13 protein-coding genes and 2 pseudogenes are annotated in these 13,380 nt (G+C 58.4%); 8 read left to right on the top strand and 7 right to left on the bottom strand.

Annotated elements, in window-relative coordinates:
• Together PZ897_RS14335 and PZ897_RS14330 are read left to right on the top strand one after the other, a co-directional pair.
• Positions 1-240, top strand: a 240-nt coding sequence (locus PZ897_RS14335) for a hypothetical protein (protein WP_275753155.1), incomplete at its 5' end; no start/stop codon positions are given.
• Between the two features lie 321 nt (positions 241-561).
• Positions 562-1,523, top strand: a pseudogene (locus tag PZ897_RS14330) (IS630 family transposase).
• 274 nt (positions 1,524-1,797) lie between these two features.
• Here PZ897_RS14330 and PZ897_RS14325 read toward each other — a convergent pair.
• The 6 genes and pseudogenes from PZ897_RS14325 to PZ897_RS14300 all read right to left on the bottom strand — a co-directional run.
• Complete coding sequence (locus PZ897_RS14325) at positions 1,798-1,923, bottom strand: hypothetical protein (protein WP_275753153.1); 126 nt, start codon at positions 1,921-1,923, stop codon at positions 1,798-1,800.
• 15 nt (positions 1,924-1,938) lie between these two features.
• A complete protein-coding gene (locus PZ897_RS14320; RefSeq protein WP_275753152.1) occupies positions 1,939-2,877 on the bottom strand; it encodes a hypothetical protein in 939 nt (312 codons plus the stop codon).
• A 76-nt stretch (positions 2,878-2,953) separates the two neighbouring features.
• Entirely contained in the window at positions 2,954-4,867 is a 1,914-nt protein-coding gene (locus PZ897_RS14315) for a hypothetical protein (RefSeq protein WP_275753150.1), read from the bottom strand.
• 46 nt (positions 4,868-4,913) lie between these two features.
• Positions 4,914-5,282 (bottom strand): hypothetical protein, encoded by a 369-nt coding sequence (locus tag PZ897_RS14310; RefSeq protein WP_275753149.1) that lies wholly within the window; start codon positions 5,280-5,282, stop codon positions 4,914-4,916.
• Positions 5,283-5,315: 33 nt separating this feature from the next.
• The gene (locus tag PZ897_RS14305; protein WP_275753148.1) at positions 5,316-5,657 is read right to left on the bottom strand and encodes a hypothetical protein; all 342 of its coding nucleotides are present in this window, start codon (positions 5,655-5,657) and stop codon (positions 5,316-5,318) included.
• 443 nt (positions 5,658-6,100) lie between these two features.
• A pseudogene (locus tag PZ897_RS14300) lies at positions 6,101-6,547 on the bottom strand (DDE-type integrase/transposase/recombinase); the annotation flags it as partial.
• Between PZ897_RS14300 and PZ897_RS14295 the strand changes: the two are divergent.
• Positions 6,429-6,776 carry a hypothetical protein gene (locus tag PZ897_RS14295; protein WP_275753175.1) on the top strand — a complete coding sequence of 116 codons (348 nt, stop codon included), beginning with the start codon at positions 6,429-6,431 and terminating at the stop codon, positions 6,774-6,776. The pseudogene PZ897_RS14300 and the gene PZ897_RS14295 sit on opposite strands and share 119 nt — an antisense overlap.
• Positions 6,777-6,815: 39 nt before the next feature.
• Here PZ897_RS14295 and PZ897_RS14290 read toward each other — a convergent pair whose 3' ends face one another.
• A complete protein-coding gene (locus tag PZ897_RS14290; protein WP_275753147.1) occupies positions 6,816-7,586 on the bottom strand; it encodes an FCD domain-containing protein in 771 nt (256 codons plus the stop codon).
• Between the two features lie 299 nt (positions 7,587-7,885).
• Between PZ897_RS14290 and dgoD the strand changes: the two genes are divergently transcribed.
• The 5 genes from dgoD (at position 7,886) to ugpC (ending at position 13,378) form a co-directional block, all read left to right on the top strand.
• Positions 7,886-9,061: a galactonate dehydratase gene (gene dgoD, locus PZ897_RS14285; RefSeq protein WP_275753145.1), complete on the top strand. Its 1,176-nt coding sequence runs from the start codon at positions 7,886-7,888 to the stop codon at positions 9,059-9,061.
• A 98-nt stretch (positions 9,062-9,159) separates the two neighbouring features.
• Entirely contained in the window at positions 9,160-10,395 is a 1,236-nt protein-coding gene (locus PZ897_RS14280; RefSeq protein WP_275753144.1) for an extracellular solute-binding protein, read from the top strand.
• Positions 10,396-10,494: 99 nt separating this feature from the next.
• Positions 10,495-11,385: a sugar ABC transporter permease gene (locus PZ897_RS14275; protein WP_275753173.1), complete on the top strand. Its 891-nt coding sequence runs from the start codon at positions 10,495-10,497 to the stop codon at positions 11,383-11,385.
• Positions 11,382-12,245 (top strand): carbohydrate ABC transporter permease, encoded by an 864-nt coding sequence (locus PZ897_RS14270; protein ID WP_275753142.1) that lies wholly within the window; start codon positions 11,382-11,384, stop codon positions 12,243-12,245. The genes PZ897_RS14275 and PZ897_RS14270 overlap by 4 nt, the downstream gene beginning before the upstream one ends.
• A 41-nt stretch (positions 12,246-12,286) precedes the next feature.
• Positions 12,287-13,378: a sn-glycerol-3-phosphate ABC transporter ATP-binding protein UgpC gene (ugpC, locus tag PZ897_RS14265; RefSeq protein ID WP_275753141.1), complete on the top strand. Its 1,092-nt coding sequence runs from the start codon at positions 12,287-12,289 to the stop codon at positions 13,376-13,378.
• The last annotated feature ends 2 nt before the right edge of the window (positions 13,379-13,380 follow it).

The following is a 13,380-nucleotide window of genomic DNA, read 5'->3' as shown; positions in this document are numbered from 1 at the left end:
CCGACCCTACCGGAAAACACTGGTGACCACCCTGTCAGCTACACCACGCTGCGGGACACGATCAAAAGCTTCGCTTTTGCTGGCGAGGCAGCTCGTCGTCCCGCGGACCATAAGCTGAAGGTCGCAGGTTCAAATCCTGCCCCCGCAACCAAATCCCCTAACATCCAAACCCATGTCGCTGGCGCAAAAGCTTGGCTTTTGCTGGCGAGGCAGCTCGTCGTCCCGCGGACCATAAGCTGAAGGTCGCAGGTTCAAATCCTGCCCCCGCAACCAAATCCCCTAACATCCAAACCCATGTCGCTGGCGCAAAAGCTTGGCTTTTGCTGGCGAGGCAGCTCGTCGTCCTGCGGACCATAAGCTGAAGGTCGCAGGTTCAAATCCTGCCCCCGTAACCAAATCCCCTAACATTCTGCAGCCATATCAACGCCCTCAGGGCGTTTTTGGCGTTTGCGTGACCTGGCCTCGGCGCGAAATTGTTCGATTTGACCGTGGTATCCAGAGTGTGTCCGAGCTTTTTTGAATCGGCTCGGATTCCCAAATCAGTGTTGTTCTGCTTCAATGATGCTGGCTGGATGGAGGCGAGCATCTCATGACCGCACCTTTATCGATGATCTTCGTGAGCGAGATTTTGCAGCGGTGCTGAACGGGGAAAGCAGCCGTTCGGTCGCCGCTCGTTTCACGTTTGCCGTCTCTTCGGTGGTCAAGTGGTCGCGGCGCTATCGCGCGACCGGATCGGTTCGCCCTGGCAAGATAGGGGCCACCGCAAACGCATTCTTGAATCCGCACCGTGGCTTCATTGTCGAGCGGCTCACGCAAAAATCCGCATCTGACGCTGCACGGCGTGAAGGCCGAGTTGGCATCACGGGGCATTGCGTCTCCCACCACATGATTTGGGAATTCCTCCGCAGGGAGGGGGTGCGCTTTAGAAAAAACACTGTTCGCGCTTGAACAGGCGCGCGCCGATGTCGCCCGCCGAAGAGTGCGATGGAAGCCCACGCAACCTCATCTTGACCCTGAACCCCTCGTCTTCATTGGCGTGACCTGGGCCAAGACCAACATGACACCGATCAGGGGCTAGGGGCCAAGAGGCAAACATCTGCGCATATTTGCGCCGCACGGTCACTGGCGCACGCTGACATTTCTCGGGGCGCTGAGGAATGATCGGTTGACGGCGCCCTGCGTCCTTACGGGCGGATAAATTGCCAGTGCTTCCAAGCCGATGTCGGGCAGCAACTGGTCCCCACCCTAAAGCCGGGAGATATCGTCGTCATGGACAATCTCGGCAGCCACAAGGCGGGCGGCCGTCCGCCAGAGCATCAAGGCCGCCGGTACGAGGCTATGGTTCCTGCCGCCATACTCACCCGATCTCAATCCGATCGAACAGAACTTTTTTTGGGGTTCAAACAGCGGATGCGGCTGGCACAAAAGCGACCCATCGATGATCGGCAGGCTGGTCGAAACAATCGAGCCTCACGAATGCACATTATCTCATCAAGGCCAGATACGCTTCTGTCAAAACATGAAACGCTCTAGCCGCGTGATTAAGGTCAAAGGATCACCAGCCGGCTCTTGGTCATGGCAAGTTCAGCGACAGCGTCGTCATGAAAGCGGTATGAAGGGTTCAATCCGAATACATCATCCCGCTCCCGCACTGACGGTCGTGTCCGGTCGAGATTCCCTAAGTTTTTCCGTCGTGAGCGACCGTGCATGGCACCTTCGTGCCGTGGCCCTGGGCCGCAGCCAGCAGGATGACAATAGTAGCTCTTGCTTCTGCTGGCTGACGGATGTGCGTTTGGGTCAGTTCCCATCGTGCAGGATGTTTGCCACCACGTTATGCCCGAGCGCAACAAACGAACCCGATGCCGATAAAATGAGCCCGTGTTGTTTGTTCACTGTGATGATCGCTACCACCTCGACGATCATGGTGGAAAATGCTCCTCATTGTGAGAAGTCGAAGACAGATTCGCTCTCCTTTATTGTCGGCCTCGGAGCGACGACGCTCATGCTGATCGACGCTTCGATCTCATCGTTGAAGGTCTGGCGGGCTTTCTCGTCTAGACCCAGCTTGTCCATTGAAGCGGCGATTCGTCCGCTCGGCCCATCTTTGGCAAAAAAGCTCTGCCGCAGGTCCGGCATCCCGCCCATCACCGGACGGTCGGCGTCTGCGCCGGTGAAATCGATCGCGGCGCATTCTGCTAGCTTGGCCAGCGACGGATACCTGTCAAAGTCACTGTAGCATTGCTCGACTTCTTCTATAACGCCGGAGATGCCGACTTGCGTGAAGACCCGCAGGACGCGTTCTCTGCCGTTCCGTGCGGCGCTTGCCAAGCTGCTGTTTTCTGACGACGGGGCTTCGGGCTTGCTCGATGGAACGATCTTCGATTCGGCGGAAGCAACCGATGTTGCTGCCTTGCCGCAGACCCGATCGGCAACAGTGCGGGCCTGCTGGTTGGTCCGGACTTTTGCTATGCGTCTTCCGGTTACAAGTTCGTTGAGCACCAGAAACTCGCCCCGGGTCGTATAGGCGCGGATGATCGCGACACAAGGTGCTGGTTCTCCGATCCGCTGTCGCCATTCTAGCTTCGCTCCATAGGGAAGGCGGGCATTGGGGCTGATCTCCAGCATGTCCGCCAGCTGCAGCGGCGTGTCGCCGCCCATCGGCAGGTAGAAGACCCCAAACAATCCATCGACATATTGCAACACTGCCCGAACATTGCCCGGTCCGATACACTCGCGAATGAAGGCGTCGGCAGCTTCTTCCGTTACCGGGCAAGTGAGCGTTTCAGAATAGGTCGAGCGGAATTCCGCAGTTTGCGCAGATGAAGTGAGGCAAAGGCTCGCCAAGAGGCTAAGGGTGGACAGCTTGAGAATGTTCATAGGTGTGCTCTCGCGGATTGGCATCAGGGAAGGGTGGGCGCGAGGCCCACCCCTTGATCGTTGCTCGCCGTTGAGGCTAGCGGCGGCAGACGGACCTTCCCATGAGGCAGGCGGAGACAATTTCGATAGACATGCCATCCTTTTCAAGCTGTCTGATCGTGTCCTCGTCCTCCACGGCCAGCGCCCAATCCGCGCCGATTTTGTCATCCTCCTTGAGAACGAACTGCAAGGTTTCGTTGCTTGCAGGGAAGCGGAGGGTCATTGCCTGGCTCTTCCACATCAGCATGCCACTGCTGGAGAAGCTTATGTCGATTTCGCGGATTAGCAGTCCGCAGACCAGGTCCTTCAGCGGAGCCTTCGACATTCCGCTCTCGCCAGCTACGGCGATGCTGGACTCAAGCAAGTCGGCCGGCGCCCCTGTTGCACTCAGGGCGCTGCTGCAGCGCAGATCATCTTCAAGCTTCGCCAGCTTCTGCGTCTCTTCCTCGCACGCCCGACTGACAACGATCATGGCGCTTGTGTAGAGTGTCCGGGGAAGGGTGTCGCAGACCGCGCGCGCCGCCGTCGCCTGGTCGCTGCCCGGTTGCACGGAAGCGAAGGCCATCGTGACTTTTTCCATAGCCGCTACGGTTTGCTTTTTGGCAATCGTTGCCTGGGCCGCATCGCATGTCTCTCGCATCTCCGTCTTGCTGTCCTGCTCGATATTGTTCAGATAGGCGAGCTTGTCACAGATGCCGCTGACCTGCTCGGCGGTGTCGGGCTTGTCGAGCGTATAGGAGGCAGCCCCGTCCGTGATGTCCGTCATCGCCACGGCCAGTATTTCCCTTCGGCGGGCATCCAGTGGCTTTCCGAAAAAGCGCTCTGCCAAATCGGACTGCCCGTATCCAAGCCGAACCTGCTCGGGATCGGGTTGGAGATTGCTGGTCTCGACCAGCGTCGCGATCGTCGCCGGCAGGGCACGCAGGCGCGCCTGCTCTGTGCGCAGCTTCTCGAGGAACTGCTGACGATTCTGGATCTTACCCCACTGGGATACCAGGCGCTGGGTATAGTCCTTGGCAATCGCGCTGCAGTCGGGGGCATCCTCGAGGAATTTCTCGGCGATGTCGCGCGTCCAGTAGTCAAAGGGCACGGCGACTGCGAGCTGGAGCTTGTCGAACTCGAAGGAGATGCTCGCCACGTTCAAGTTCGCAAAGCGCTGGCAGATCAGCCCCGCATTGCCGGTTGCAAGGGTGGCTGCCGGATCGATGCCGTGGTCCGCCAGCCGGTCAGCCGTATCCTGCAGCGTCTTCAGGATCTCGGAGAAGCCATCTCCGCTTGCCGAGACATGCAGAGTGTCAGACAGTGCCGCATTCACCCGGGCCGCGAGCGCCTGGCGCTCGGCCTCGGTGGAAATCGGCAGCGCGACCAGCTGAGTTGCGAGTGTCTTGCGATATCGTATCCAGAAGTCCGCACTTGCCTGCCTGTAGCGCTGCGAATAGCTGTCCTGGTCAAGTTCCGGAAGGGCGTAGATGATAGGTGCGAGTCGGGTGGCCTGCTCTACGCTGTCCGCGAGCTCCTCGGTTGGCTCGGCGGCAACAAGAAGCGTGAACAAGCGGTCGAACCGCGCGCGGGGGCTTTCGGAACGGCTGACGGAAAAGATCGAGCAGTCGGATTGCGGTTGACCCTTCATCCAGGTCGCGCGGATCATATCGCCGTCGGGTGCCACTTTGAGCCGCGGATTTCCGTTGGCGTCTTCCAGGTGCATGCCGTCGGAGGCCTTGCGTTCCGTTAAATCGAGCCAGTTCACCCGGCCTTGGCCATGCTGCTGGTAGTAGACCTTTATGGTGACTTCGCCTGACACATGCTTCCGCACGTTCCAGTCCGTGGCGTAGTCGTCCTTGCCGCAACTGAAGCCGCCGGAATAATGGAGGGTCTGTGCCTGCTGGGCACTGGCAGGGATCGCGCCCAGCAGCGCGCCGGCGGTGAATGCCGCCGTTATAAGATATCGCATGGTGTGTCTTTCGAAAGTGGGTGGAGCAATGTCTTTGAATGGAAGGTCAGCGGGTTGAAGCTATCCATCCGTCGCTGGCGTTGAGGATCCGGACCGGCATTGCCATGGACCGGCCCGAGTTTCCGAAATGACCGCCCTTGACGGTGTAGCGCACGTCGCAGACGTAAGCCTTATCGCCGCTCTCCTTGCAGCCGATCTTTTCGAGATCGGTTACTTCGATCGCCAGCAGGTCGCCGAAAGGATTGTCGCCACCGATCAGCCCTGCGGCCAGCCCCTTCAACTGGGCCTGCTCCTCCCGGATCGCCCTGTTCAGGGCCTTGTTGATGTCCGTGGCCGACGGTTCCTGCGAGCAGGCCGCGAGCAGGACGGCCATGCCGCAGAGTACTGCAGTTCGTCCGGCGGATGTCATGGTCATAGCGGGCACTTCCTTGTCCTGTCTGCACACGGGTCAGATCAGCCAGGTGGACGGTTTGGCGATGGCCTCGCCACGATGCAGATAGACAAGGCTCTTGATGCAGCGGATCAGGTACCAGATGGACGTGAGGATGGAGGCGAAGATACCGATGATGACGAAGGTCAGCACAATACTTATGGTAAGAAACAGCATACCCTTCCAGAATGTGCCAATGAGATAGCTGTAGTGCGCTGCGAGCAGGGGCGTTGCCTTGCCACGGTCTATATAGCTCAGGATAACACCAGCCGGTGCGCAAACCAGCATGAGGGCACCGGCGATATAGCCGAGCGATTTGTTTTCTTCCGTTCCTACAATCTGCTGAGTGATGTCGGTCATTGTGACAACTCCATTTGTGATAGGGTATGGTATTGAAAAAATATGGCCGGTTCTCATGAGCCGGTTAATGGCCAGAGAGGCCAGTCCCACGTAGTGCCAACCGACTGGATGGCCACGGCAATCATCGCCGCTATCGATTGCCACATTTTCACCAAACTCTTAATCGGGCTAAAATTACGGGCGGTATAAATACCCTCCGCCGAGGCTTTGGCGTCACTTGGGGTGGATATGCTGAAGAAAAGGTTGTCGATGTCGACAAGACGTAAAAGGCTTGGCACCGCTCAAGTAATACGTGCCATTGAAGCATTCACGCGATCTTTTAGAGCCGAATACACAGTCTGTATGTGAATGAAATAAAAGGAGAAACTTGAAGGCGAAGATTTATCAATTCTCTGAATTGAATAGCCCCGAGTTTTATAGACACCCTCGGGTTTTATTTTCTGCTGCCGTATGAACTCGACGGGTGACGGCATTCCCGTTGCTGACATGGTTGCGCTTCGGGTTGTAGAGCATCTCTATGTGGTCAAACACATCCTGGCGAGCTTCGGTGCCTGTCTTGCAGGTTCGACGCCGTATCCGCTCCCGCTTGAGCAGGTTGAAGAAGCTCTCGGCGACAGCGTTGTCGTGGCAGTTTCCTTGCCGGCTCATATGTTGCGCGACAAGCGATGCAAAGCATCGCTGAGAAGGACGTGTGGCAGATTGTGATGCTTCAGGAACAATGCCCAGTCGATGCTGGTGAATTGAGGGTCTTGGTCTGAATGAATTAGCACCTTGTTCGTCGGCTTTCGTCTCCACACGGCCATGACAAGAGTCTGCAGGACCACGTCGGTTGTCTGGCGGCTTTGCATCGACCAGCCTCGAAACCGCCGCAACCGGATAACCGCGCTCAAAGATCTGATGAACAGCATCCCGCTTGAAATCGTCACGGAAATTGACTTTGCCCTGGCCTCCTTGCCTCAAAAACAGGGAAGGCGGCGTCTACAAATCTATGGGCTGTTCAGTTGGGTGATCTGGGATGAAACGATGAGCATCAGGCGTGAGGTGTTTGGCGCGGCTCCGGATGGTCATGCCGTAGAGCGGATGGATAAGGATCAGCAGCGGTCGGTTCGGCCGTGCTGATGCTGGCTTGCGCTTGATCTTTCTTGATTTTCCAGGGTCTTAGCCTTCCGAGTCCGCGGTTTTCCGGGCGCTCCAGTAGGCGTTTGCCGTACGGCGGTTTGCATCCAGCATCTGTTCCATTTCGTGCCGGGCCAAAGCTCCATCGTGATCGCGAATGGCTTCGGCCACGCGGATGTGACCCTCGCGGAACGGGGTGCCGCCGTTTTCGGTCTGCACGCCGAACTCGTAGGAAATCCGCAGAATGCTGATGATCATCGGGCGCAATTGCCGCATCATCAGATTGCAGGTGGCATCAAGGATGGTGCAGTGAAAGCGGCTGTCCTCTGCGTAAAGCTCGCTGGTGTTCAGCGCGCCCGGAAGCAGCGCGTGGGCTGCATCGAGAATAATCCGTATCTGCTCCGGCGTGGCGCGCTCTGCGGCGAGTTCAGCGGCGGCGGGTTCGAAGATACAGCGCAGTTCTGTGGTTTCGACAAACATCTGGCCAAGACGGCTGTGTGTCGGATCGTGCCAGGAAATGACATCGGCATCGAACAGGTGCCACTCATTGATCGGGCGAACCTTGGTTCCGTATCGTCTCGCGGTGCGGATCATCCCCTTGCCCGAAAGAACCTTGATGGCGTCGCGAATGGTGGTCCGGCTTACGCTCAATGACTCAGCCAGCTCCGGTTCCGTCGGGATAGGCTGACCCTGCGGATATACATCATTGACGATCCTGCGGCCCAGCTCTTCAACAGCATCCCGGGCTGCGCCGCGCGGCAGAGAGGCCGCGACTTCGGGCTGCGCCGTCCTATTGGAATGTTTAGAATTCATTTTTTCTCTCTGCGGTCTCGGTGACCATCATGTTGCATAAAATCTCTACATCATACCTAGATTCCAGGTGTGATGTATGCTAGATCACATCTAGAGGCGTAAGGCAATTCCACGATGTTCGGCTGATAAGCCAACTCAAGCGGAATTCCAATGGGGAGAGGTGTGTCCGGCATGGCTGAGGCAGTAAGATCGTGCGGCAAAAAGCATGTCAATTCTGGCTTGATGACTTCAGGCAAGGGCCAGCATGGCGTCCGGGTGACGGTGGCTGATTGCGCCATCCGGGTCAGGCAAGTCTGCTGATGAAGATCACCTCCATAGAGACGGTTGTCGTCAATGCCGATATTCGCAACTGGATTTTTGTGAAGGTTGTCACCGACCAGCCCGGCCTTTGGGGATGGGGCGAGGCGACGCTGGAATGGAAGACCCGTGCGGTGACGGGATGCATCGATGATCTGGCGCAGCTGGTTGTGGACGAGGATCCGTTGCGGATCAATCATATCGTCAACCGCATGAACCGGTGCAGCTTCTGGAAACTCGGGGCCATCGGGATGAGCGCGGCTTCGGGAATTGAGCAGGCGCTGTGGGACATCAAGGGGAAAATCCTGGGTGTGCCGGTCTGGCAGCTGTTAGGCGGGCAGGTTCGCGACCGCATCCGGGTCTACACCCATCCGTTGCGCGGAAACCTTGCAGGGGCTGCCGATGGAGCAGATATCTCCGGTGTTTGCGATGACATTCAGAAAACCGTCGAGATGGGGTATTCGGCGGTCAAGGTCGGGATGATTCCCTATACAGGATACGACGCGCCGATATCCGCCGTTCGTCATGTCGCCAAACTCGCTGAAGCGATCCGCGAGCGGGTGGGCGACGACATTGCACTGATGACCGATTTTCACGGCCGGCCTGAATCCAATGCCGCGGCCAAGGCCTTCATCGATGTCATTGCGCCGATTGCGCCGTTGTTCGTGGAGGAGCCGATCCAGCCCGGCAATATGCGGCGGATGGCCGATCTGCAGCGGCAGGTTGACTGCCCTCTGGCAACCGGTGAGAGGCTTCTGCACCCGGAGCAATTTTCTGAACTGGTTGAGCACGGTGCCGTGACTTACGTGCAGCCGGATCTGGCCCACTGCATGGGGTTCTCGGGCGGCAAGCGGATCGCCGCAATTGCCGAGGCGCACAGTGTCGGTCTGTGCCCGCACAATCCGATGGGCCCGGTGGCCAGTGCCGTTGCGCTTCAGTTCGATGCGGCGACGACCAATTTCGTCATCCAGGAGGAATGCAGCGGTCTGGTGCCGTGGTTCGAGGATATCTGCTCCGGCTATCCCGTCAGGCTGATCGACGGCTGCTGGCAGATTCCGGACGCGCCGGGCATCGGCATCGAAATCGATGAGGCCGAGGCGGCAAGGCATCCCTTCAAACAGGAAAGAATACTGGCCAGGGACGCCGTCCTGGCAGACGGAACAATTGCCAACTGGTGAGGGAGGAAACGCGTCAAGACCAAAGCATGCGAAGTGATCAATTGGAAAGAGACATCAGGGCTCAACCAATGACTTCAATCAATCTGGGAGGAATGACAATGAAACTCAAAACGATAATGTATGGTTCGCTTGCCGCGAGTCTGCTGTCGACCGCAGCGGTCGGCGCTGAAGACCTCAAGATCTGGACCATCAATTACACGTCCGACAAACAGGTTTCGGCGCTTACTGCTGCCGAAGCGGAATTCGAGAAACGCAATCCGGACGTTGATGTGCAGATCGTCATGCGCGGCACCGACGAACACAAGACCGCACTGCGCGTGGCTTCCGGTTCGGATACCGGGCCGGACATCTATGCCTATTGGGCCGGACTCGGCCTGGGTGGTGAGTACGTCCAGGCTGGCATGAGCGCCGATCTGTCGAAATATTACGAAAGCTATGGCTGGGATGATCGTCTCACGGTGCCGTCGCTGGCATTCTCGGAAAGCTTTGCCGAGGGCAAGCACGGCATCCCGTTCCGGTTCTCCGGCGAGGTCGTCTATTACAACAAGGGCCTGTTTGAAAAGGCCGGCATCGAGGGCGAGCCGGCGAATTATGCCGAGTTGAAGGAAGCTGCGGGCAAGCTCAAGGAAGCCGGGATTCCGGCCTTTACGTTCGGCGGCACGGTCAACTGGCACGTGATGCGGCTGATGGACGTGATCCTGGAGACCACCTGCGGCGCCGAGAAACATGATGCGCTGATGGCGATGGAAAGTGACTGGGCCAGCGAGCCCTGTGCTCTGGAAGCGTTCACCGAAATGAAATGGTGGACCGATGACCATTTCCTCAAGCCTTTCATGGGCATCGACAACCGCCAGTCGACCACGCTGTGGTTCGCCGACCGTGCGGCCATGATGCTCGAAGGTGACTGGCACGTGCCGACCATCGACGAGAACTCGGAAATGTCCAAATACGGGATGTTCCCGTTCCCGACAGGTACCGGACGCCTCTACGGGTTCGCTGAGTATATGTATATTTCGACCAAGTCGGATCACGCTGATCTGGCGGCGCAGTTCCTCGACATGTTCACGTCTGATGAATTCCAGGCCGAACACATAGGCGCGTTCGGCGCCTTGTCGGTGAACCGCAACGTCAAGCAGGGCGACGATGCGCTGGAGCTGCACAAGGAGTGGCTGGACGTTTTCGCCAATGCCAAGGGCACCTTCGTCAATGGCGACCAGGCATTCCCGCTGGACGTGACGACCGAGTATTTCCGGATCATCAATGAGCTCGCCTCGGGCAATCTGGAGCCGCAGGCAGCGGCTGACGCGATGGCCCAGTTCATCGCCAACCGGTAAGTTCCGACAAGGGTTTCGCGGGGCGTTGCAGCCTCGCGGATCCCGTTTCGCACCCGCACATCCGACAGCATTGTCCTGGAAGCCCGAACCATGACGAATATGGATCTGTTTCAAACACCGCGCGGCCAGGCCATCGTCCTGATGGCTCCGGCACTGGCAGTCTATTCCCTGTTCGCCATCTGGCCGATGATCGATGTGGTGATTCTGAGCTTTCAGGACTGGAACGGCATCCGGGAAAACCGCGACTGGGTCGGTCTGCAGAATTATCATCACATCCTCTACAATGATCCGGTTTTCTGGGTCGCATTTCGCAATACGGTTATCTGGACGATTCTGTCGGTGGTGTTTCCTCCGCTGCTCGGACTGTTGCTGGCGCTCGGTCTGAACCAGAGGCTGATCGGGCGGGCGCCGCTGCGGGCGATCTACTACCTGCCGGTCATCATCGCACCCATCGCCGTGGCGACCATGTGGCGCTGGATGTATGACCCGTTCTTCGGCCTGTTCACACAGATGCTCACCGATATGGGCCTATCACGCTGGATTGTGGACTGGCTCGGCGACAAGGAGGTCGCGCTCTATTCGATCTTTGTCGCCTATGTCTGGCAGAGCGTCGGCTTTTCGATGGTGCTGTTTCTGGCCGGGTTGCAAAGCGTGGACAAGTCGCTGATCGACGCGGCGCATATCGACGGGGCAAACCGCCGCGAGATCTTCAAGCACGTGACCCTGCCGGCGCTGCGTCCGACGATCACCATCGTTCTCGTCCTGTCGACAATCTCTTCGCTCAAGGCCTTTGATATTGTTTACGGCATGACCGGCGGCGGCCCCGCCCAATCGACGCAGATGCTGGCGCTCTGGGCCTTTACCCAATCGATGCAGATCTTCGATTACGGCCGGGGCTCGGCCGTATCGGTTGTCCTTCTTGCGATCACCCTGGTGATTGTCGTGCCGTATATGCGCTGGTCGCAGCGCCGCGAGGAGGAGGCCCGATGATGGATGGCATGTCTTCGTCGGTGATCCCCAGAAAGCGGCGCGATCCGGTTCTGATCGGGCTCTGGATATCGCTGGTGCTGGTGGCGCTGATATGGCTGGCGCCGGTGGTGTTTATCCTGTTCACGTCGCTGAAATCCGAAAGCGAAATCTTCAGTTCCGCCGCCTTTGCCTTGCCCTCGGACTTTCAGTGGAGCAATTTCAGCGTCGCCTGGGCCAAGGGCAACTTCAACCAGACCTTCGTCAACAGTTCGGTGATCACCGTGATCAAGGTGCCGCTCGGTCTGCTGATCTCGGCGATGGCGGCTTACGCGCTGGCGCAAATTCCTACGGGCTGGAACAAGCTGCTGCTGGTGTTTGTGCTGTTCGGGGCCATGATCCCGTTCCAGGTGATGCTGGCGCCGTTGTTCACGCTGGTCAATTCGATGGGTCTGATCGACACCTATCCCGGCATCATCCTGCCTTACCTGGCCTTCGGCGTGCCTTATCAGGTGTTCATCCTGCACGGCTTTTTCCGGGCGGTGCCGAAAGAGCTGACCGAAGCCGCGCTGATTGACGGGGCGAGCCACTTCACCATCTTCCGGCGCATTTTCCTTCCGGTTTCGCTGCCGGTGCTGTCGGCTCTGCTGATCCTTGATTTCGTGGCGACCTGGAATGAATTCGCCATGGCGCTGGTGCTGCTGCAGGACAAGAACATGTGGAACCTGCCGCTGGGCCTGATGTCCTACCAGGGGCAGTTCTCCAACAATTACGGGCAGTTGAATGCGGCCATCGTGATGACCGTCCTGCCGGCGACGATCGTTTACCTGATCTTCCAGCGCTACTTCGTCAGCGGCCTGACCTCCGGCGCGGTGAAGGGCTGATCCATGCAAAACCACCTGAGACGACCGAGAAGGCTTGCGACATGGCAACAGTAGAAATCGCGGATCTGAGAAAGAGTTTCGGAGCTTTTCCCGTGGTGCACGGGGTTTCCATGGGTTTCAAGGATGGCGAGTTCATCATCCTGGTCGGGCCTTCGGGCTGCGGAAAATCCACGCTTTTGCGGATGATCGCCGGGCTCGAGGATGTGACTTCAGGCACGATTTCCATCGGCGGCAGGGTGGTCAACGCGCTTTCTCCCAAAGAGCGGAACATCGCCATGGTGTTCCAGAACTATGCGCTTTACCCGCAAATGACGGTGGCCCAGAACCTTGGTTTCTCGCTTGAACTCAGCAAGATGCCAAAGCCTGAGATCGAGGCCAAGATCAAGGAATCGGCGGAGATCCTGGGGCTGACGCCGCTTCTGGATCGCAAACCGTCACAGCTTTCCGGCGGCCAGCGCCAGCGGGTGGCGATGGGCCGCGCCATCGTGCGAGATCCAGAGGTGTTTCTGTTCGACGAGCCGCTGTCCAATCTGGACGCCAATCTGCGGGTCAAGATGCGCGCCGAAATCAAGGCATTGCACCAGCGATTGGGCTCGACCATCGTTTACGTCACCCATGACCAGGTCGAAGCGATGACGATGGCAGACCGCATCGTTGTTTTGCGGTCGGGCAAGGTCGAACAGATCGGCACGCCGATGGACCTGTTCGACAATCCGAAGAACATGTTTGTCGCCGGCTTTCTCGGGTCTCCCGCCATGAACTTCCTGACTGGCAGACTTGCCGCGGACGGCAGTGCAGCGCTGGTGCTGGGCAATGGCGAACGCGTGGCGCTGGCGCGCCGGCCGCCGGCTGCCGGTGACAGCGACGTCGTGCTGGGGGTCCGCCCGCAGGACATTTCGCCGGATCCGGAAAATGGCACAGCGGCCACGGTCAAGGTGATCGAGCCGACGGGCACTGAGACCCATGTGCTGGTGGAACTCGCCGGACAGGAAATTACCTGCGTTCTCGGCGCCAGGCTGGACATCAATCCCGGCGATGAAATCCGGCTGTCGTTCGCCACCCCGGCGGCGCACTTCTTTGACGCAAAAACCGAAGCGCGGCTTGAGACCGGCTCCACCAAACACGAGGGATAAGA

It is taken from the genome of Hoeflea sp. YIM 152468 (genome assembly GCF_029210485.1).
GTDB lineage: Bacteria > Pseudomonadota > Alphaproteobacteria > Rhizobiales > Rhizobiaceae > Hoeflea.
The sequence above is the reverse complement of the archived record's forward strand: the minus strand, read 5'-3'. Positions and strand labels throughout refer to the sequence as shown.

Coding starts and splice junctions, on each gene's coding strand:
- PZ897_RS14310 (WP_275753149.1), bottom strand. CDS start 5,282: ATGACCATGACATCCGCCGGACGAACTGCAGTACTCTGCGGCATGGCC.
- PZ897_RS14305 (WP_275753148.1), bottom strand. CDS start 5,657: ATGACCGACATCACTCAGCAGATTGTAGGAACGGAAGAAAACAAATCG.
- PZ897_RS14325 (WP_275753153.1), bottom strand. CDS start 1,923: ATGATCGTCGAGGTGGTAGCGATCATCACAGTGAACAAACAACACGGG.
- PZ897_RS14320 (WP_275753152.1), bottom strand. CDS start 2,877: ATGAACATTCTCAAGCTGTCCACCCTTAGCCTCTTGGCGAGCCTTTGC.
- PZ897_RS14275 (WP_275753173.1), top strand. CDS start 10,495: ATGGATCTGTTTCAAACACCGCGCGGCCAGGCCATCGTCCTGATGGCT.
- PZ897_RS14270 (WP_275753142.1), top strand. CDS start 11,382: ATGATGGATGGCATGTCTTCGTCGGTGATCCCCAGAAAGCGGCGCGAT.
- ugpC (WP_275753141.1), top strand. CDS start 12,287: ATGGCAACAGTAGAAATCGCGGATCTGAGAAAGAGTTTCGGAGCTTTT.
- dgoD (WP_275753145.1), top strand. CDS start 7,886: ATGAAGATCACCTCCATAGAGACGGTTGTCGTCAATGCCGATATTCGC.
- PZ897_RS14315 (WP_275753150.1), bottom strand. CDS start 4,867: ATGCGATATCTTATAACGGCGGCATTCACCGCCGGCGCGCTGCTGGGC.
- PZ897_RS14280 (WP_275753144.1), top strand. CDS start 9,160: ATGAAACTCAAAACGATAATGTATGGTTCGCTTGCCGCGAGTCTGCTG.
- PZ897_RS14290 (WP_275753147.1), bottom strand. CDS start 7,586: ATGAATTCTAAACATTCCAATAGGACGGCGCAGCCCGAAGTCGCGGCC.